At 73.1% G+C, this 17978-nt stretch carries 18 protein-coding genes; 5 read left to right on the forward strand and 13 right to left on the reverse strand.

What is annotated here, in order from left to right; translation table 11 throughout:
- Positions 1-17: 17 nt before the first annotated feature.
- Complete coding sequence (locus CXR04_RS16925) at positions 18-602, reverse strand: TerD family protein (protein ID WP_101423248.1); 585 nt, start codon at positions 600-602, stop codon at positions 18-20.
- A 213-nt stretch (positions 603-815) separates the two neighbouring features.
- A complete protein-coding gene (locus tag CXR04_RS16930) occupies positions 816-2171 on the reverse strand; it encodes a BTAD domain-containing putative transcriptional regulator (RefSeq protein WP_101426421.1) in 1356 nt (451 codons plus the stop codon).
- Between the two features lie 100 nt (positions 2172-2271).
- Between CXR04_RS16930 and CXR04_RS16935 the strand changes: the two genes are divergently transcribed.
- Entirely contained in the window at positions 2272-2802 is a 531-nt protein-coding gene (locus CXR04_RS16935) for a hypothetical protein (protein WP_101423249.1), read from the forward strand.
- Positions 2803-2882: 80 nt separating this feature from the next.
- Here CXR04_RS16935 and CXR04_RS16940 read toward each other — a convergent pair whose 3' ends face one another.
- The 10 genes from CXR04_RS16940 to CXR04_RS16985 all read right to left on the reverse strand — a co-directional run bounded on the left by CXR04_RS16940 (position 2883) and on the right by CXR04_RS16985 (position 13013).
- Positions 2883-3899, reverse strand: coding sequence for an ABC transporter ATP-binding protein (locus CXR04_RS16940; RefSeq protein WP_101423250.1), 1017 nt, complete (start codon positions 3897-3899; stop codon positions 2883-2885).
- Complete coding sequence (locus tag CXR04_RS16945; RefSeq protein WP_101423251.1) at positions 3896-4921, reverse strand: ABC transporter ATP-binding protein; 1026 nt, start codon at positions 4919-4921, stop codon at positions 3896-3898. The genes CXR04_RS16940 and CXR04_RS16945 overlap by 4 nt, the downstream gene beginning before the upstream one ends.
- A gap of 17 nt (positions 4922-4938) precedes the next feature.
- Positions 4939-5850 carry an ABC transporter permease gene (locus CXR04_RS16950; protein ID WP_101423252.1) on the reverse strand — a complete coding sequence of 304 codons (912 nt, stop codon included), beginning with the start codon at positions 5848-5850 and terminating at the stop codon, positions 4939-4941.
- Positions 5847-6773, reverse strand: a complete 927-nt coding sequence (locus CXR04_RS16955; protein ID WP_101423253.1) for an ABC transporter permease — start codon at positions 6771-6773, stop codon at positions 5847-5849. The genes CXR04_RS16950 and CXR04_RS16955 overlap by 4 nt, the downstream gene beginning before the upstream one ends.
- On the reverse strand, positions 6773-7861 hold the full coding sequence (locus tag CXR04_RS16960) for a LacI family DNA-binding transcriptional regulator (protein WP_101423254.1): 1089 nt from the start codon (positions 7859-7861) through the stop codon (positions 6773-6775). The genes CXR04_RS16955 and CXR04_RS16960 overlap by 1 nt, the downstream gene beginning before the upstream one ends.
- A 19-nt stretch (positions 7862-7880) precedes the next feature.
- Complete coding sequence (locus tag CXR04_RS16965) at positions 7881-9413, reverse strand: ABC transporter substrate-binding protein (protein ID WP_101423255.1); 1533 nt, start codon at positions 9411-9413, stop codon at positions 7881-7883.
- A gap of 15 nt (positions 9414-9428) precedes the next feature.
- Complete coding sequence (locus CXR04_RS16970) at positions 9429-9803, reverse strand: hypothetical protein (protein ID WP_101423256.1); 375 nt, start codon at positions 9801-9803, stop codon at positions 9429-9431.
- A 7-nt stretch (positions 9804-9810) separates the two neighbouring features.
- Positions 9811-10746, reverse strand: coding sequence for a DUF6772 family protein (locus tag CXR04_RS16975; RefSeq protein WP_101423257.1), 936 nt, complete (start codon positions 10744-10746; stop codon positions 9811-9813).
- On the reverse strand, positions 10743-11849 hold the full coding sequence (locus tag CXR04_RS16980; protein WP_234380277.1) for a hypothetical protein: 1107 nt from the start codon (positions 11847-11849) through the stop codon (positions 10743-10745). The genes CXR04_RS16975 and CXR04_RS16980 overlap by 4 nt, the downstream gene beginning before the upstream one ends.
- A 207-nt stretch (positions 11850-12056) precedes the next feature.
- Positions 12057-13013 (reverse strand): threonine ammonia-lyase, encoded by a 957-nt coding sequence (locus CXR04_RS16985; protein WP_101423259.1) that lies wholly within the window; start codon positions 13011-13013, stop codon positions 12057-12059.
- A gap of 24 nt (positions 13014-13037) precedes the next feature.
- Between CXR04_RS16985 and CXR04_RS16990 the strand changes: the two genes are divergently transcribed.
- The 3 genes from CXR04_RS16990 (at position 13038) to CXR04_RS17000 (ending at position 15821) form a co-directional block, all read left to right on the forward strand.
- Positions 13038-13565: a peptide deformylase gene (locus tag CXR04_RS16990; RefSeq protein ID WP_101423260.1), complete on the forward strand. Its 528-nt coding sequence runs from the start codon at positions 13038-13040 to the stop codon at positions 13563-13565.
- Entirely contained in the window at positions 13562-14233 is a 672-nt protein-coding gene (locus CXR04_RS16995; protein ID WP_101423261.1) for a GntR family transcriptional regulator, read from the forward strand. The genes CXR04_RS16990 and CXR04_RS16995 overlap by 4 nt, the downstream gene beginning before the upstream one ends.
- A 106-nt stretch (positions 14234-14339) precedes the next feature.
- A complete protein-coding gene (locus CXR04_RS17000) occupies positions 14340-15821 on the forward strand; it encodes a sulfatase family protein (protein ID WP_101423262.1) in 1482 nt (493 codons plus the stop codon).
- A 62-nt stretch (positions 15822-15883) separates the two neighbouring features.
- Here the strand turns inward: CXR04_RS17000 and CXR04_RS17005 are convergent, their stop codons facing one another.
- Entirely contained in the window at positions 15884-16918 is a 1035-nt protein-coding gene (locus CXR04_RS17005) for an SDR family NAD(P)-dependent oxidoreductase (protein ID WP_199850475.1), read from the reverse strand.
- Between the two features lie 138 nt (positions 16919-17056).
- Here CXR04_RS17005 and CXR04_RS17010 point away from each other — a divergent pair, with 138 nt between their 5' ends.
- Positions 17057-17962: a helix-turn-helix transcriptional regulator gene (locus tag CXR04_RS17010; protein ID WP_101423263.1), complete on the forward strand. Its 906-nt coding sequence runs from the start codon at positions 17057-17059 to the stop codon at positions 17960-17962.
- Positions 17963-17978 lie beyond the last annotated feature (16 nt).

Raw genomic sequence — 17978 nt, forward strand, 5'->3', positions numbered from 1 at the left:
CGAACGCTTCCTGGTTGCTACTTGCCTGCGGCGAAGCGCATGAGCGAGTGCTCGTTGCCCTGCTTGATCTTGCCGGTCTCGTTGATCACCTGGAGCCGCCAGGTCTCACCGGAGCGGGTGGCCTTGGCGACGGCGCAGCCGTTGTCGGTGGTGAGCAGGCTGGGCCAGATGTCGGCGACCTGCTGGGTGCTGCCGCCGGAGGCGTCGTACACCTTGAAGCTGATGTTGCGGGCCTTCTGGAAGCTGCTGCCCTTCTTGTAGGCGGCGGCGACGAAGACGATGGCCGTGATCTGGCCCGGGATCCGGGAGAACTCGACGGTGACCGTCTCGTCGTCGCCGTCGCCCTTGCCGGTCTGGTTGTCGCCGCTGTGCACGATCGCACCGTTGCCCATGGGGTCCAGCGAGTCGAGACCGGCGAGCCGGACCGGGTCGGATCCCGCCATGGCGATGGCGATCAGGTCGAGGTCGGTGCCCTTGGTCTGGCGCAGCTTGCCCATGATGCCGCCGCTGCTCCCGACCGTGGGGTCCCAGGAGACCCCTATCGACAGGTGGGTAACCCCGGCCAGGTCCGCCGGTTCGTCATCCTTCGTAAGCGTGATCATTCCCGATCCCTTGGTGGTGAGACGGTGCCATCCGAGCGGCTCCGGCGCCACGTGGGCCTCGGGTGACAGCCGCTCCGCATGGGAACATACCGTGCCGGGCCGGGCGCCAGGGAGGTACAACGCCCCGGATCCACCCCGGAACCGCCTCTCCGACGATGCCGATTCCCGTACGCGGCCGGGCCGGTCGGCGGCCTGAGGGAGCCGCAACCGCCCTCAGTCGAGGCACCCCGCGCCCTCCCGGGCCGCGCACGTGCCCAGGGAGCACCAGCGGCGGCGGCCCGGGGCGTCGAGGAACAGCCAGCCGCAGTCCGGTGACGGGCACGCCGTCACCGTGAAGCGCTGCGGGTCGGCGAGCAGGTCGGCGGCGCTGCGGGCGACCGCCAGCACCGGCAGCCGCAGGCCCGTCGAGGCGGGCAGCCGCCAGCGGCCGAGGCCGTCCTCGTCGCGGTGGAACTCCGCGGCCCGGGCGGCGGCTTCCGCCGTGCGCGCGACCTGCTTGAAGGCGCGCCGGTCGGCCGGGTCGACGAAGCAGCCGTGCATCGCGGTACGCAGCTCGCGGGCCTCCGCCAGCGCCTCCAGCGCGGCGGCGGGCTGCTGTTCCGCCTGCTTGAGGAGCTGGGTGACCAGCCAGTCCTCCAGCAGCCCGAGGTGCCCGGCCCACACGGCGAGCGCCCGGTAGCCGGTCAGCCACTCCGCGCCGGCCGCGCGGGCGCCGTCCCAGCCGGCCCAGGTGTTGCAGAACTCCAGGGCGGGCTGGCCGCTGGTGTGCAGCGGCAGGCGTACGTCCCGGACCTGGACGGCGTACGCGGGCAGCGGCGGCTGGTCGAGCGCGGGGTCGGCGCTGAGCACCTTGGCGTGTACGTCGCGGAGGGCGGGGCCGGGTGCGACGCCCAGTTCGGCGGCGAGGGCGAGGCGGGTGGTGCGGTAGACGTCGAGGGCTTCGGCCTGGCGGCCGGCGCGGTAGAGGGCGGTCATCAGGGCGGCGACGAGCCGTTCACGGAGGGGGTAGCGGGCGACCAGGGGCCGGAGTTCTGCGGCGAGGGCGCCGCCGCCGTCGCGGGCCCCGTCGCGGCCGGTGTGCAGCCGGTCCTCGGCGCGCTGCTCCAGGGCGCCGAGGCGGAGTTCGGCCAGCTCCGTGCCGAGCCGGGCGCGGAGTTCGCCGTCGGCGAGCCCGTCGAGGAGTTCCCCGCGCCACAGGGCCAGCGCCTCCTCGGTACGGCGCAGCCGCTCGGCGGGGTCGCGCAGCGCGGTGGCGGCCCGGGCCCGTTCGGCGAACTCGGCGGCGTCGGTGCGCCACCCGCCCGGCTCGGCGGCGTACCCGTCGCCGCGGGTCACGATGCGCACCCCGTACGGCCGGAGCGCCACCCGCAGCCGGCTGACGTAGGTGTGCAGCGTGCCCCGCGCGCCGCCCCCGTCCCACAGCAGCTCCGCCAGCCGCCCGGCGGCCACCGCACGCCCCGGGGCGAGCAGCAGCACCGCGAGCAGCAGCCGCTCCTGGCGCCGCCGGCTCAGCGAGACGGGGACGCCGTCGCGTACCGCCTCGAAGGGCCCGAGCAGGCGGAACTCCAACACGAGGGCAGCGTACGCCGGTTGTGGTGAGCGGATGGTGAGGCGGCGGGACCAGGCTCGGAGGACGAGCACGCGCCCCGATCCGAAGGAGCCGGTACCCATGCGCCGTTACGCAGCAGCCACCGCCGCAGCGCTCTGCCTGACCGCCACCCTGGCCGCCCCGGCGGCGACGGCCGCGGGCGGGGAGAGCGACGACGGGGGCTGGCGCCCGGTCGACTACCCCCCGGTGAACTACCCCGCGGGCGAACGCTGCGACTTCCCCTTCCGCACTGAACCCATCCTCGACGAGACCATGGTCAAGACCGTCGCCACCTACCCCGACGGCTCCCCGAAGACCGAGCTGTACAAGGGCGCCCTCATCGTCCGCGTCACCAACCTGGAGACGGGCGCCAGCTACGACGCGGACGCCGGCGGCCGCTCGATCGTCCGGTACGCCCCGGACGGCGGCCACATCTACTACGCCACGGGCCCGGTCCTCATCGGCTTCAAGGAGAACCAGGGCAACCTGCCCCGCGGCGAGTACCTGGTCGACGGCGTCTACACCCTGGAGATCACCGCGGCCGACTACCGCACGGTGACGTGGAAGGAAGGCACGAAGAAACTGACCGACGTCTGCAACAAGGTCGCCTGAGCCGGGCGGCGGGCGCCGGCCGCCCCCGAGGCCGAGCAGGCAGTTCCCGGGGGAGCTGCCTGCTCACCGACCGCCCACGCTCAGCGAGCAGCGGGCTCCGCCGCGGGCTCGCCCGCGTAGTGGCAGGCGGACGGGTGGGGGGCTCCGGTTCGTACGCGGAGGTCCGGGGGGTCCGTTCTGCACAGGTCCGTCGCCAACGGGCAGCGGGTGTGGAAGCGGCAGCCGGACGGGGGGTCGGCCGGGGAGGGGACCTCGCCGGTGAGGGGGAGGGTCGTGGTGGTGTCCGGGCGGTCGTGGACCGAGGGGGCCGCCGCCAGGAGGGCCTGGGTGTACGGGTGCTGGGGGGACTCGAAGACCTGGGCCGCCGTGCCGTGTTCCACGATCGTGCCCAGGTACATCACCGCCACCTCGTCCGCGATGTGCCGGACCACGTCCAGGTCGTGGGAGATGAAGAGGTACGCGATCCCCAGCTCCCGCTGCAGATCCGCGAGCAGGTTCAGGATCTGGGCGCGTACGGACACGTCCAGCGCCGACACCGCCTCGTCGCACACGATCAGCTTCGGCCGCAGCGCCAGCGCCCGCGCGATGCTCACCCGCTGGCACTGGCCGCCCGACAGCTCGTGCAGGCGGCGGGTCGCGTACGAACCGTCCAGTCCCACCTGCGTCAGGAGGCTTTCCACCTCCGTCCCCTCGTCCGCCGGCGCCATCTCCTTGTGGATGTGCCAGCCCTCCGCCACGATCTCCGCCACCCGCATCCGCGGGTTCAGCGACGTGTACGGGTCCTGGAAGACCATCTGCAGGTCGTTCGCCACCCGCCGCCGCTCGCGGCGGCCAGCCGTCGCCAGGTCCAGGCCCGCGAAGGAGACCGATCCCGCGAAGGGTTGCAGCAGGCCCACCACCGCGCGGGCCAGCGTCGACTTGCCGCAGCCCGACTCGCCGACGATGCAGACCGTACGTCCCGGGCGTACCGCCAGGTCGACGCCCGCGACCGCGTCGACGCGGCGGCGGCCCAGGCCCGCGCGGCCGGCGACCGTGTAACCCGCGTGCAGGTCCCGGATGTCCAGCAGTGCGTCCGGCTTCTGCTTGCCCGTGCTCATGACGCCGCCTCCACGTTCCCTGCCCCGGCCAGGACCTTCCCGCTGTGGTGGCAGGCCGACTTGTGGGCCTTCCCCACCGCCGTCAGCGCCGGGTCCTGCGTCCGGCACACCTCCGTGGCGTACCCGCACCTCGGCGCGAACGCGCACCCCGCGGGCAGCGTCCCCGGCGCCGGCGGCTGGCCCTCGATCGGCACCAGCCGCCCCGGCCGCGCCGGGTCCGGGACCGCGTCCAGCAGGCCGCGCGTGTACGGGTGTGCCGGTGCCGTGTAGACGTCGTCCAGCGCGCCCGTCTCCACGATCCGGCCCGCGTACATCACCGCCACCTCCTGCGCGACGCGGGCCACCACGCCCAGGTCGTGCGAGACCAGCAGCATCGCCATCCCCGCCTCCGTCTGCCGCCCGGCGAGCAGCCGCAGGATCTGCGCCTGCACCGTCACGTCCAGCGCCGTCGTCGGCTCGTCGGCCAGCAGCACCGCCGGGTCCAGGGTGAGGGCCATCGCGATGACCGCCCGCTGCCGCATACCGCCCGAGAACTCGTGCGGGTACGCGCCGTACCTGGCCTCCGCGTCGGGGATGCCGACGGTCCGCATCAGCTCCACCGCCCGCTCCCGGGCCGCGCGGCGGCCGGTGCCCCGGCGGCGCAGCGTCTCGGCGATCTGCCAGCCCACGGTGAACGACGGGTTCAGCGCCGCCATCGGGTCCTGGAAGACCATCGCGACCTTCGCGCCCCGCAGTTGCCGCCACTGCGCGTCGGTGAACCCGGCGGTGTCCCGGCCCTCGATCTCGACCGTCCCCGCGCTCACCCGCGCGCCCGCGGGCAGCAGCCCCATCAGGGCCAGCGACGTCAGCGACTTGCCGCTGCCCGACTCGCCGACAAGGGCGGTGACCCGCCCGGGTACGAGGTCGAGGTCGACCCCGCGGACGACCCGCCGGGAACCGTCGCGGCCGAAGCCTATGTGGACGTCCCGCAACCGGGCGGCCGGAGCCGTCTCTGCGGCCGTGGAAGACGCCGTGGAAGACATCGTGCTCCCCTCTCTGCTCATATCTGCGACCGCGGGTCCGACACGTCCCGGAAGCCGTCCCCGATCACGCCCACCGCCGTGACCACCAGCGCCAGCGCCGCCGCCGGCATCGTGGAGATCCACCACGCCGAGCCCAGGTAGTCGCGCCCCACCGAGACGGTGGCGCCCCACGACGAGGTGTCGACCGGTACGCCGAGGCCGAGGAAGCTCAGCGACGCCTCCGCGACCATCACCAGGCCCACCTGCACCGTCGCCGCGACCAGCAGCGGCTGCCAGACGGACGGCAGCACGTGGCGGACCATGATGCGTACGTGTCCCGCCCCCAGCACCCGCGCCGAGTCGACGAACCCGAGCCGCCGCGTCGCCATCGCCGACGCGCGGGCGACGCGGGCGAAGATGACCCACCTCGTGATCGCCAGCGTGATGACGATGTTGGTGACGCTCGGGCCGAGCACCCCGGCCAGCAGGATCGCCAGCAGGATGGACGGGAAGGCGAGCTGGATGTCGCCGATGCGGGAGGCGATCGTGTCCGGCCAGCCGCCGAAGTAGCCCGAGACCAGCCCGACGACGAGGCCGGCCGCGCCGCCGACCAGGATGGTCGCGCAGGCGACCAGCAGCGAGATCCGCGATCCCGCCAGCAGGTTGGCGAGCAGGTCGCGGCCCATCTGGTCGGTGCCCAGCCAGGCGATGTCGCCCGCGTCGGTGCGCTCCCCCGGTGACAGCAGCCGGTTCGGCAGGTCGGTGGCCACCGGGTCGTACGGGTGCAGCAACGGCCCGACGACGGCGGCGAGGACGAAGAGCGCGAGGATCCCGGCGCCTATCCAGACCCGCACCGGCACCCGCCGCACGGCGTCGCCGGGGGCCTTGCCCGTACGGGGCTCTTCTGCGGCGGGCGCCGGAGCGGGCGCGGCCGCGGTCGTGCTGCTCATGCGTCCTCCGGGGTGAGGCGGGGGTCGATGACGAAGTAGACGACGTCCACGAGCAGGTTCAGGACGATGTACGCCAGGGTGATCGTGAGGATCGCGGCCTCGACGACCGCGTAGTCGCGGTTGGTGATCGCGTCGACCATCAGCGAGCCGATGCCCGGCCAGGAGAAGACGACCTCGATGATGACCGCGTTGGCGATGAAGTTGCCCATCAGCAGGCCGAGGACGGTCACGACCGGGATCGCGATGTTCCGGCCGACGTGCACGTACTGGATCGTCCCCTCGCCCACGCCCTTCGCGCGGGCCGTACGGGCGTAGTCCTTGCCGCCCTCCTCCAGTGCGCTGCTGCGCACCAGCCGGGCGAGCCAGCCGATGAACGGCAGCGAGAGCGTGAAGGCCGGCAGCAGCACCGCGGCCGGTGAGCCGTCGACGGTCGCGGGCAGCCAGTCCAGTCGGCGGGCGAAGATGAGGATCAGGACGATGCCGAGCCAGAACGACGGGATGGCCTGGCCGGCGAGCGAGCCGGTGGAGACCACCAGGTCGAGCAGCTTGCCGGGGCGGCGGGCGCAGAGCATGCCCAGCGGGATCCCGACGACGACGGTCAGCAGCAGCGCCGCGAGCGACAGGCTCAGGGTCGCCGGGAAGCGGTCCAGGGTGTTGCTGAGGGCGGAGCCGCCGAGGCGCCAGGAGTCGCCGAGGTCGCCGCGGACGATGCCGGCGAGGTGGTCGGCGTACTGCCGCCACAGCGGGTCGTCGAGGCCGAAGTCGGCCCGTACGCTCTCCAGTTGCTCGGCGGAGGCGTCGGGCCCGACGATCAGCTTGGCGGGATCGCCGGGCACGACCCGCACGATGAGGAACACCAGCGTCAGCGCGCCGAAGGCGACGACGACGGCCTGCGCGAGGCGCTTGGCGAGGAACGCGCCCATCATTGCTCACCTCTTCTTCGGAGTGGTCCGGCGGAGGCGCGTACGACGAGTTCGGGGGCCAGGAGCGTACGGATCGGATCCGCGTCCTCCGCCGCGGAGTCGGGCCCGGACTGCACCCGCTCCAGCAGCCGGTCGACGCCCGCCCGGCCCACGTCGGGCGCGGGCAGCCGGACCGTGGTCAGGGCCGGGTCGAGGTACGCGGAGAACGGGTGGTCGCCGTGGCCGACGACGCCGATGTCCGTGCCGACGCGCAGCCCCCGCTCGGCGAACGCCCGGTACAGGCCGAGTGCGTGGTAGTCGTTGCCGGCCAGCACCACCGCGCCGGGCCCCGCCCGCCGCGCCAGTTCCGCGCCGACGGCGTACGCCACCCCGGGGTCGAAGGGCCCCGAGACCGGCACCCCCTCCGGCGCGGCCGCCGGATCCACGCGCACCACCGCGTCGTCGGGCGCCGCGATCCCGCGGGCCGCCAGCGTCTCCCGGAAGCCCCGGATACGCTCCGAGACCGGCGAGATCTCCAGGTCCTCCTCGACCAGGTACAGCTCGGTCGCCCCGCCGTCCAGCACGTGCTCGGTCGCCGCGCGGGCACCGGCGTAGTAGTCGACGCCCACGACGTCGGCGTCCAGCTCCGGCAGGTGCCGGTTGAGCAGCACCACGGGCGTACCGGACTTGCGCAGCCGGCTCCAGTGCTCCGCGCCGTGCTGCACGGGGATGGCCAGCACGCCGTCGACGCCCCAGCGCATCAGCTCCTCGGCGGCGCGGCGCTCGTTCTCCGCGGAGTCCTCGGTGACCATCAGCATCAGCGAGTAGCCGCGTTGGCGGCCGCGCTCCTCGATCGCGGAGATGAGGCGGGCGTAGAAGGGGTTGGCCGGGTTGGTGATGACGAGCCCGAGGGTCATGGCGTTCCGCAGCACGAGGGAGCGGGCCATGGTGTTGGGCACGTAACCGAGGCGTTCCGCCTCCTCCTTGACCCGCTCGCGGGTCTCGGGGCTGACCGCGTCCTTGTCGGCGAGCGCTCTGGAGACGGTGTTGACCGACAGGTCGAGCGACAGGGCGATGTCGCGCAGCGTGGGTCGGCGGCGTGGGGTCATGGGATCCTCCGGCGCGGGGTCATCGGCGCCCCACCACGGCGAGGTCGGGCTGGTTGTTCGGGGCGGGGGTGAAGCCGGTCAGCTCCTTCGCGCGCCCGTACCCGGTAACGAGGGTGACGGGGAAGAGACCGACGGCGTCCGACCATATGGTCCCGCAGGCTTCGCCGTAGAGTGCGTCGCGTTCCGGGCCTTCGGGCGCACCGGCGGCGCGGGCCAGGACGGCGTCGAGTTCCTCGTTGGCATAGCCGAGGCGCTTGGCCTCCGAGGTGTAGAGGCGGCCGATGGTGAAGGCGGCGTCGCCGGTGGTCACGGTGTTCGTCTGGAGATTCATGTCCCAGTCGAGGCCGTTGAGCCGCTCCAGCCACATCGCCTTCTCGATGCTCTGCGGCTCGACGGTGACGCCGATGTCGGCCCACGCCGAGATCAGCGCCTGCGCCAGCTCCCGCGACAGCGGCCCGGTCGCGTCGAACCACATCATCGACGTGGAGAACCCCCGCCCGAGCCCGGCCCGCGCCAGCAGCCGGCGCGCCTCGTCCGGGTCGTACGGCCAGGGCCGCTGCGGCGCGAAGCCGGCGACGGTCTCGGGTATCGGCGCGCGCATCTGCTTGCCGCCGCGGCCGAAGAGGGCGTCCACGATCTGCGGGACGTTCACGGCCTGGCAGAGCGCGCGGCGGACGTCGGGGTCGCTGAACGGCTCGCGCGCGCAGTTGAACCAGTTGAAGTAGTACGTCCAGGAGGGCACCGACTCGACGGTGATCCCGGACACCCCGGTGACCTCCGGCAGTTGGTCCGGCGGGACCGGCCAGAGCAGGTCGACGTCGCCGTTGCGCAGGGCGGTGATCGCCGTCGAGGTCTCGGCGATGTACGGCATGGAGACCGCGGGCAGCTCCGCCCGGCCGCCCCAGTAGTCGTCGAACCGCGCCAGTTCGACGGAGGTCGACGGGGTGAAGCCGGTGACCCGGAACGGACCGGAGCCGACGGGGCTCCGCTTCTGCTCCGGGTCCGCGACCAGCCGGGCCGGGACGATAAACAGGAGGGTGAGGTTGACCGGGAGCGAGCCGAGCGGCCCGTCGGTGGTGAAGACCACCGTGTGGTCGTCGGGCGCCTCGGCGCCCGTGACCGTCGCCCACAGCGGGGTCTGCGCGGACGCGACCTGCTGCGTGTGCTTCAGACACGCGACCACGTCGCGGGCGGTGACCTCGCTGCCGTCGTGGAAGACGGCGCCGCGGCGGAGCGTGAAGACCCACTTCGTGTCGCCCTCCCGCCGCCACTTGGACGCGAGCCCCGGCACCAGCTCCGCGCCCTCGCGCCGTACGAGGGTGTCGAAGACCAGCCGCTTGACGATCAGCGACGCCTCGTCGACGGCGGTCGCGGCGTTGTACGGGTCCAGGTCGGTGACCGGCTGCCCGAACGCCGCCCGCAGCGCCCCGCTGGGCGCGGCACTGCCGACGCCGCAGCCGGGCAGCAGCACCGCCGTGGCGCCGAGCCCGGCCATCGCCAGGAAGTCCCGCCGCGCCGGGCCTCTGCCACCCGCTCTGCTCGTCCCGGTCATCTCACCACCTCCGGGTCATGATTTGAGTGCCAGATAGATCAGGACCTTGACGGACGAGGCCGCGTCGCCGGTGGCTTCGGCCGGTTCGTCGACGACGGTGCCGCGGAGCCGCAGCCAGCCGCCGAAGCCCTCGGCGGGCCAACTGTGCAGCGGGCCGTCGTCGGGGTCGACGGACTGCTCCGTGCCGCGGTCGAGGTCGCACCAGTGCAGGCCGTCAGGCGAGATCTGGGTGCGTACGAGCAGCCTCGGGGCGCGGCCCGAGGCGTCGAGGACGCGCACGAACCAGCGGGCCTCGCGGGCCCAGGCGGCCTCGTACGGCTCGGTGGTGAACTCGCCCGTCAGCGTCGCGTTGCGCTCGATGACGGCGGTGAAGGACTGTCGCATGGTCATGTCGCACTCACCAGTCCACCGAGATCAGCACGGAGTCGAGGTACAGGAAGTTCCGCACGTCGGTGTGGGTGCGTACGGAGACGTAGAAGTTGAGCAGGTTCTGCAGCGACCCGTACTCCTCGTCGTACGGCGGGACGGGCACGCCGGACATGTCGTGGACGACGTCGTTGACCTGGAGTTCGACGTTGCTGCGGGTACCGGTGTCGATGACCCAGCGCAGGTAGTGCCAGTTGACCTTGGTGGGGACCTCGTTGAAGCAGAGGTCCTGCCGCTCGCCGAACTGCCGCCAGTCGGCGGGTTCCGGGGCGGTGAAGTCCGCGGTCCGCGGGAGCTTGAGCTTGCCCTCGAAGTGCTCGCGGGGGGTCGGCTCGGGGACCGTGGGGTACATCCAGCGGTGCTGCACCTCGTGGTCCAGATCGGTGTTCTGGTAGCGCACGACGTTGTGGTAGCGCACGCCGTCGCAGATGTCGGTCGCGACGGTGATCGCGCCGAACTGCTGCTCCGACGGGTGGTTGTTGGCGTCCCACTTGCCGCCGCCGGCGGCGGCCGCGGCGCCGTTCTCCGCCGAGGCGGCCTCCGCCTTGTACGCGAAGTACGTCTCGAACTGCACCCGGCCGCGCCCGGACATCGTCAGCCGCCGGATCGCCACGCCGGTGTGCCCGGTGACCGGCCGGGTGGCGACCTTCAGGGCGTACGTGCCGGACATGGCCCCGTGCGTGCCGACGTCGAAGAAGTTGCAGGAGCTGAGCTGCGGCGGCCGGAAGTCCGACATGTGCTCGTCGACGGTGTCGAGATCACCGTGCTGGTCGTGGTTGCCGATCAGCTCGATCCACCCGTGCGTGCCGGTGTTGAAGTCGTCGTGGACGAGGATGCGGCGCAGCGGGTTGAACTTCGCCAGCTTCGGGTCGAGCAGGCGCGGATCGGAGTGTGGTGCGGTCGTCACCGGTTTCCTTTCATGAGGCGGACGGTGGCGTAGGAGAGGTTGTGGTCGGAGCGCAGCAGTTCGGCCTGCGGCCCCTCGGTCGCGGTGGTCTGCGGGATCTGCACCCACTCGTCGACCTTCGTCCCGTTCCGGACGAAGAGGTGGTCGATCTTCTCGCCGCGGGGCAGCGGGATCTTGCCGCCGTTGTACGAGGCGTACTCATCGCCGGTGACGCGGTCCGCGACCGCGAGCGCGTCGGTGAAGCCGGCGTCGGCGAAGGCGTCGATGGCGCTGGCGCCCTCGGCGGTGGAGCCGGAGTTCATGTCGCCGGCGAAGACGACGGGCAGGTTGCGGGTGTGCTTGTTGCGGAGGGTCAGCTCCTCGGCGGTGCGCCTGGCGTCGGCGTAGCGGACCTCGTCCCAGTTCTTGGTCCAGCCGTTGGGGTCGGTGGCGCCGTTCTTGCGGTACTCCAGGTGCATGTCGACGACCACGAAGCGGGCGCCGGACCTCTTCTCGCGCAGCACGTTCCAGGTCATGGTCTTGCCGTAGATCTCGGTGGAGTCCGGCAGCCAGAGCAGGTCGTGGGGCAGTTCGCGGCCGCGCTTGTCGAGGTGGGAGTAGCGGGAGGCGTCGTAGTACGTGTAGCGGCCGGCGCCGGACTTGAGCGGGTAGCCCTGCTCCGGGTGCCGGGTGCCGGCGTAGTCGGCGGGGGCCTCGGCGTAGCCGTGCTCCTTGAGGGCGGCGGTCAGCGGCGCGCGGAACGACTCCACGTCGACGGCGGGCTGGCTGGGCGTCGCGTTGTTGCCGATCTCCTGTGTGGCGACGACGCCGAGCCCGGCCGCGTCGATGTCCGCGGCGACGTCCGCGGCCCGGCCCTCGGCCCAGGGGCGCAGCTTGGTGGCGCAGTCGCGGCCGATGACGCGCTCGCACTCGGCCTTGGTCGGCAGGGACCCGTGGCCGCACACGTTGTACGTGCCGACCCGGACCTCCACGGTCCGCCCGGTCGCTCCGGACGGACCGTTCTGCCCCTGGTCGTCCTGGTCTGAGGCCGCGGCAGCAGACCCGCCGAGCAGCGCGAGGGCTATCGCGACGCCGGGGACCACCACGGTGGATATTGCACGCAATCTGGGACGCATCTCGGCTCCAGCCTCGACATGAACGTTAACGTGAGCGTTGCGATGGGCACGTTACGCATCCCGTGGCCGGAAGTAAACGGTCCGGACGCGACTACTTCGTGAGGGGACGGCGACAAGGCGCCGCCCCCGGCCTCGGGGTGGGGAGGCGCGGGGGCGGTCGGAGGGCTCCCGGCGGAACGCCGGATCCGTCGGCTGTCAGTCTGCGGCCGGAGTCAACTCCGTGAGTTCGGCGAGGAGTTCGGGGGAGAAGTTGCTGCCGGTCACGACGGTCGCCAGGGCGCCGGCCTCGAAGTCGTGGTGGAGTGCGGCGGCGACGCCGAGGGCGGCGGCGGGTTCCAGGATCAGGCCCACGGTGTCCCGCACCGCCCGCAGCGCCTCGCGGAGTTGGTCGTCGTCGACGAGTACCACGTCGTCCACGAGGCCGCGCATCCTGTCGACGGCCGCGGGCACCGGCACCCGGACGGCGACCCCGTCGGCGATGGTCCGGGCCTCGGGGGTGCTGACGGGCGCGTTCCGGCGCCAGCTTTCGGCCATCGCGGGGGCGCCCGCCGCACAGACGCCCACGATCCGGGTGCGGGGCGCACGGGCCTTGGTCCAGCAGGCGATGCCGCCGATCAGGGCCCCGTTGCCGACCGGTACGAGCAGGGTGCCGGGCAGCGGCGCGAGTTCCACGGCGATGGTGCCGGCGCCCTCGGAGATGCGCGGCTCCTCGCCGTCCTCGACGAAGAGGCGGTCCGCGGCGCCGTCCGCGTAGGCCCGTGCGGCGTCCTTCGCGGCGTCGAAGTCGGCGCCGGCCAGGACCACTTCGGCGCCGAGTTCGCGCATCCGGGCGACCTTGACGGGGTTCGCGGTCCGGGCGCAGTACACCGTGACGGCGATGCCGCGCGCGCGGCCCGCGTACGCGACGGCCTGGCCGAAGTTGCCCGCCGAGGCGCAGACCACCCGCTGCCCTTCGGCCAGTTCGTGCATGAAGTAGTCCGCGCCGCGGCCCTTGAAGGACCGGATCGGGTTGAGCGTCTCCAGCTTGAGCGCCAGATCCCGGCCCACCCGGCGGGCCAGGGCGGCGTCCTCGACGTACGGGCCGTCGCGGAAGACGGGATCGATGAGGCTCGCCGCCTCCTCGATGTTCTCCACCTTCAAGGGCTTTATCATCTGCGTATCGTATACGATGAGCGAATGGCCGTACGTTCGACGCTCCAACTCGGCGACCCCGCCCTGCGCGAGCCCGCCGCCGACGTCGCGGAGCCGGGCTCGCCCCGGACCGCCGAAACCGCCGCCGACCTCGCGGACACGCTGGCCGGCTGGGTGGCGCGCACCGGCTACGGCCGCGGCATCGCCGCGCCGCAGATCGGCGTGCCCAGCCGCGTGGTCCATCTGCACCTGGACCGGCCCTGGACGCTCATCAACCCCCGGATCACGGGCCGTTCCACGGCGACCTGGGAGCCGTGGGACGCTTGCCTGAGCTTCTCCCTGCAGTTCTTCTGCCAGGTCGGCAGGGCGAGATGGGTGGATGTGGAGTACCTGTCCGCGGACGGGGAGCGGCACGCTCTGCGCGCGGAAGGCGACCTCGGCGAACTGCTCCAGCACGAAATCGACCACCTGGACGGCATCATGGCGGTCGACCGGATGATCTCGCCGAGCACCCTGTGCATGCGCTCGGAGTTCGAGCAACGCCACCGCGACGAAAGCCCGTACCAGCAATGACCACGTACCCCGCAGGCGCGAACGAGCCCATCGCCCGGGCCGAACCGCTCCGCGAAGCCGTCTACCTCCGCATCGTCGCCCTCATCTCCGCGGGCAAGTACGCCCCGGGCGCCCCCCTCACCGAGGCCGGCCTCAGCCGCACCCTCCAGGTCTCCCGCACCCCGGTGCGCGAAGCCCTCCTCCGCCTCCAGGCCGAAGGCGTCCTCCAGTCCGCACTGGCCCGCGGCTTCACCGTCCGCCCCCTCGTCCGCCGCGACGCCGCCGAGCTGTACCCCGTGCTGGCATCCCTCGAAGCGCTGGCCACCCGTACGATCACGGCGCTCGACCCCGCCACGACGCAGCGGCTGCGCACCGTGCTCGACGAACTCGAAGGATGCGCGGACCCGGTACGCCGCTGGCAGCTCGACACCGAGTGGCACACGGCGATCGCCGCCGCGGCGGGCAACCGCCACCTGCTGGGGATGCTCACCCAACTGCGCACGAACCTCTCCCGCTACGAACTCGCGTACATGCGCGAGGTGAAGCACCGCGCGGACGTCGACCACGAGCACCGGAAGGCCCTGGCGGCCCTCGCCGCGGGCGACTTCGCGCACGCGGCGGACCTGCTGGAGGCCCACTGGCACGACGGCATGCGCACGATCCTCGACTGGCTCGATGGACCGGATTAAATCGTCCGGTCATTGACGGGGTCCGGCGGGCGTTCGCATGGTGCCGGTAGCACTCCTCCTTCTCCTCCTCCTTCTCCGTACCGCGCACCGGAAAGGAACGGACGCTGTGACGTGCCCTACCGCGCCCAACATCGTGTTCGTCATGACCGACCAGTTCCGTGCCGACTTCACCGCGGGCGAGGGGTTCGGTCTGGACACCATGCCCTTCCTCGACTCCCTCGCCGCCGGCGGCGTGCGGTTGCGGCGGGCGTACACGACCGCGCCCGCGTGCGTGCCCGCGCGCACCAGCGTGCTGACCGGGCGGTGGCCCAGCGCGCACCGCGTGCGGCAGAACTCCACGCCGCAGGGGGTGGTGCGGGGAGACGACCTGCTGGACGTGCTGGGCGGGGCCGGGTACCAGCTCTTCTACGCCGGGAAGACGCACATGTACCGGGGGCGGAAGGAGTTCTTCGACGCGTTCTCCGGTCCCTACGGGCACGAGAGCGGACCCGACGAGACCGTCGAGCAGCAGGACTTCGCGCGCTGGATGCGGTCCATCGACCACGGGCCGACGACGGAGGCGACGCCGTTCCCGGTGGAGTTGCAGTTCGCGCACCGGATCGTGTCCGACGCGATGGGGCAGATCTCCGCACGGGACCCCGGGAAGCCGTTCTTCTCGTGGATCTCCATGCCCGAGCCGCACAACCCGTACCAGGCACCGGAGCCGTACTTCTCGCTCTTCGGCGAGGACGAGGTGCCGGCGCGGACGTGCGGGCCCGAGGCCGCGGAGCGCAAGGGCGGGGCGTACAAGTGGCTGCGGGAGCTGGTGGAGGAGAAGCGGCCCGGATACGACCGGCTCTGGCGGCGGTATCGCGCCACGTACTGCGGGATGCTGCGGCTCATCGACGACCAACTGCGCCGCCTCGTCGACCATCTGAAGGCGCAGGACGTCTGGCGCGACACGCTGCTGGTCTTCTTCGCCGACCACGGCGACTACGTCGGCGACTACGGCCTCCAGCGCAAGGGCGCCGGAATGCCGGAGGTGCTGGCGCGGATCCCGATGGTCGTCCACGGCTGCGGGGTCGAGGCGCGGGACAACCGGCGGGACTTCGTCTCGCTCGCCGACCTGCTGCCGACGGTCTGCGAGGCGGTGGGGCGGCCGCTGCCGCTCGGGGTCCAGGGCCGCAGCATGTGGCCGATGCTGACCGGGGCGGACTACCCGGCGGCGGAGTTCGCGGACGTCGTCACCGAGCGGGGGTACGGCGGGCTGCCGTATCCGGACGACGCGCGGCCGGAGCTGCACTTCCCGTACGAGGGGACGAAGTACGACGAGCTGAACAGCGTGACGCAGAGCGGGTCTTCGCGGATGCTGCGGCACGACCGGTACAAGCTCTACCAGCACGTGGCCGGGGAGGCGGAGCTGTACGACGTCGCGGCGGACCCGATGGAGCTGCACGACCGCTGGAACGACCCGCGCCTGCGCCACGTCCAGGCGGACCTGACCCAACGCCTCCACCGCTGGTCCCTCCGCCTCACCGACGACCTCCCCGACGGCGCCTACGACCCCCTCCTCCCCGCACACAACTGGCACCGCGGGGAGGGCGATTAGCGGCGGGGCGGCCCTCGCGGAGGGTGCCGCCCAGGCCGGTCGGCCCGTTGTCCGGCCGTTGATCACCGAGGCGATGCGTGGTGGACGACGAGGTTCCGCCCGCCGTCGAAGACGACCGACTCCGTGTCCGCCACCCCGGCAGGCTGGCCAGTGGTCGCCGGGTGGGCGGTCGTCAGGCGTTCCGCTGTCGTCCACAGGGCGGACTCCCGGGTCGGGTCGTAGGACTCCGGGGACGAGTCGGCCACCCGGTCACGGTCGACGTACGCGCCCGTCGGGGCGTCCAGGGTGCCCAGGGCCAGGGCCGCGAGGTGGCGGGCCGCCGTGTCGCGGGAGGTGGCGAAGGGGGTCAGGGTCAGGGCGGGGAGGAGGCGGTTGGTGACGAAGCGGGTGACCGGGCCCGCGTTGCGGGTGAGGCCGGTGGCCGGGACGAAGCCCGGGTTGTACGCGACGGCGGTGACCCCCGCCGGGAGGCGGCGCGCGTACTCGTGGACCAGGTACAGCGTCGCCAGCTTGCTCGTCGAGTACGCCGTGCGCCCCGCCGCCGCCGTGCCCGGCTTCGCGAACGCGCCCGGCCGGGCCAGCGCGTCCGGGTCCTGCCAGACCGGCCCCGGCACCATGCCCAGGTTGTGCCTGAAGTCGCCGAAGTGCGTGTCGCTGCTGGTGATCACGATGCGGGCGGGGGCGGTGAAGCGGTCCTGGAGGAGGCGTACGAAGAGGTGGTTGGCGAGGACGTTGACGGTGAACGTGGCCTCGTAGCCGTCGCCGCCCGCGGTGAGCGCGTCGGTGTACTGGATGCCCGCGTTGCCCACGAACCCGCGCAGCGGCGGCAGGTCGCCGCGGTCCAGCCGGTCCCGGACCGCCGCGGCGGCGGACCGCACGGCGGCCAGGGAGCCGAGGTCGGCCTCGATGTGCGAGACGGCGTACGGCGTCGGGCCGTCCCCCGCCAGCTCCGCGGCCAGCGCGGCGCCCGACGGGCCGCGGGTGACGACGAGCAGGTGCACGTCCGGTGCCGTACGCAGCAGGTGCTCCGCGGCGGCGCGGCCGATGCCGCGGCTCGCGCCGGTCATGACGACGGTGGCGTGGGCGGTGGACTCCATGGCGTACCCCTTCGGGATTCGGCTCCTGCGTTCGCTGCCCACGGTCGTCGTCCCCGCGCCCCGCAACCAGTGCCGTCCGCGACACCAGGACTGGCAGTACCCAGCCTGGTCCGGCGCCCGTGGGCGCAGGATGGAGGCATGGCTGCCACCCGTACGGAACGCTCCGAGCTCGGCCGGCTCCTGCGCACCTGGCGCGACCGCCTCGACCCGGCCGACGCCGGCTTCACCGCCCTGCCCGGCCGCCGCGCCCCCGGGCTGCGCCGCGAGGAGCTGGCGCAACTCGCCGCGCTGTCCGTCGACTACGTCCTGCGGCTGGAGCAGGGCCGGGCGACCCGGCCCTCCGCCCAGGTCGTCGCCGCCCTCGCCCGCGCGCTCCAGCTCTCCCGCGCCGAACGCGACCGGCTCTACCGCAGTGCCGGGCTGCTGCCGCCGCAGGATGGCACGGTCGGCACCCACGTACCCGCGGGCGTGCAGCGGCTCGCGGCCCGGCTCGCGCACGTGCCGGTCGGGGTGTTCGCCGCCGACTGGACCCTGTTGTGGTGGAACCCCATGTGGCGCGCGCTCCACGGCGACCCGGCCCTGCTGCCGGCCGCGGAACGGAACGTCGCCCGCGCCCTGTTCGGCGCCGGGGCCGCGCGCGAGACGCTGCGGCCGGTCAGGTCCGAGCGCGGGGAGGAGGCGTTCGCGGCGTCGATCGTCGCCGATCTGCGGGACGCCGCGGCCCGCTATCCGTCGGACGGGCGGCTCGACCGGCTCGTACGCGAACTGCGTGCCGGCTCCGCCGACTTCGCCCGGCACTGGGCCACAGCGGCCGCGACCCCGCACGTCAGCGAGCAGAAGACGGTCGGGCACCCGGAGGTCGGCGACATCCTGCTGGACTGCGACGTGCTGCTGGTGCCCGGCGCCGACCTGCGCGTGGTCACGTACACGGCGGCGGCGGGCAGCGACGACGCGGGGAAGCTGGACCTCCTCCGCGCCACGGGCGGCAGCGCCACCGGCGGCCCGACCGGCGGGGCCGGGCCGGCCGCCGCCGCGCGGGGGTGACGCGCGGCGGCCGGGT

It is taken from the genome of Streptomyces sp. CMB-StM0423, assembly GCF_002847285.1.
Lineage (GTDB): Bacteria > Actinomycetota > Actinomycetes > Streptomycetales > Streptomycetaceae > Streptomyces.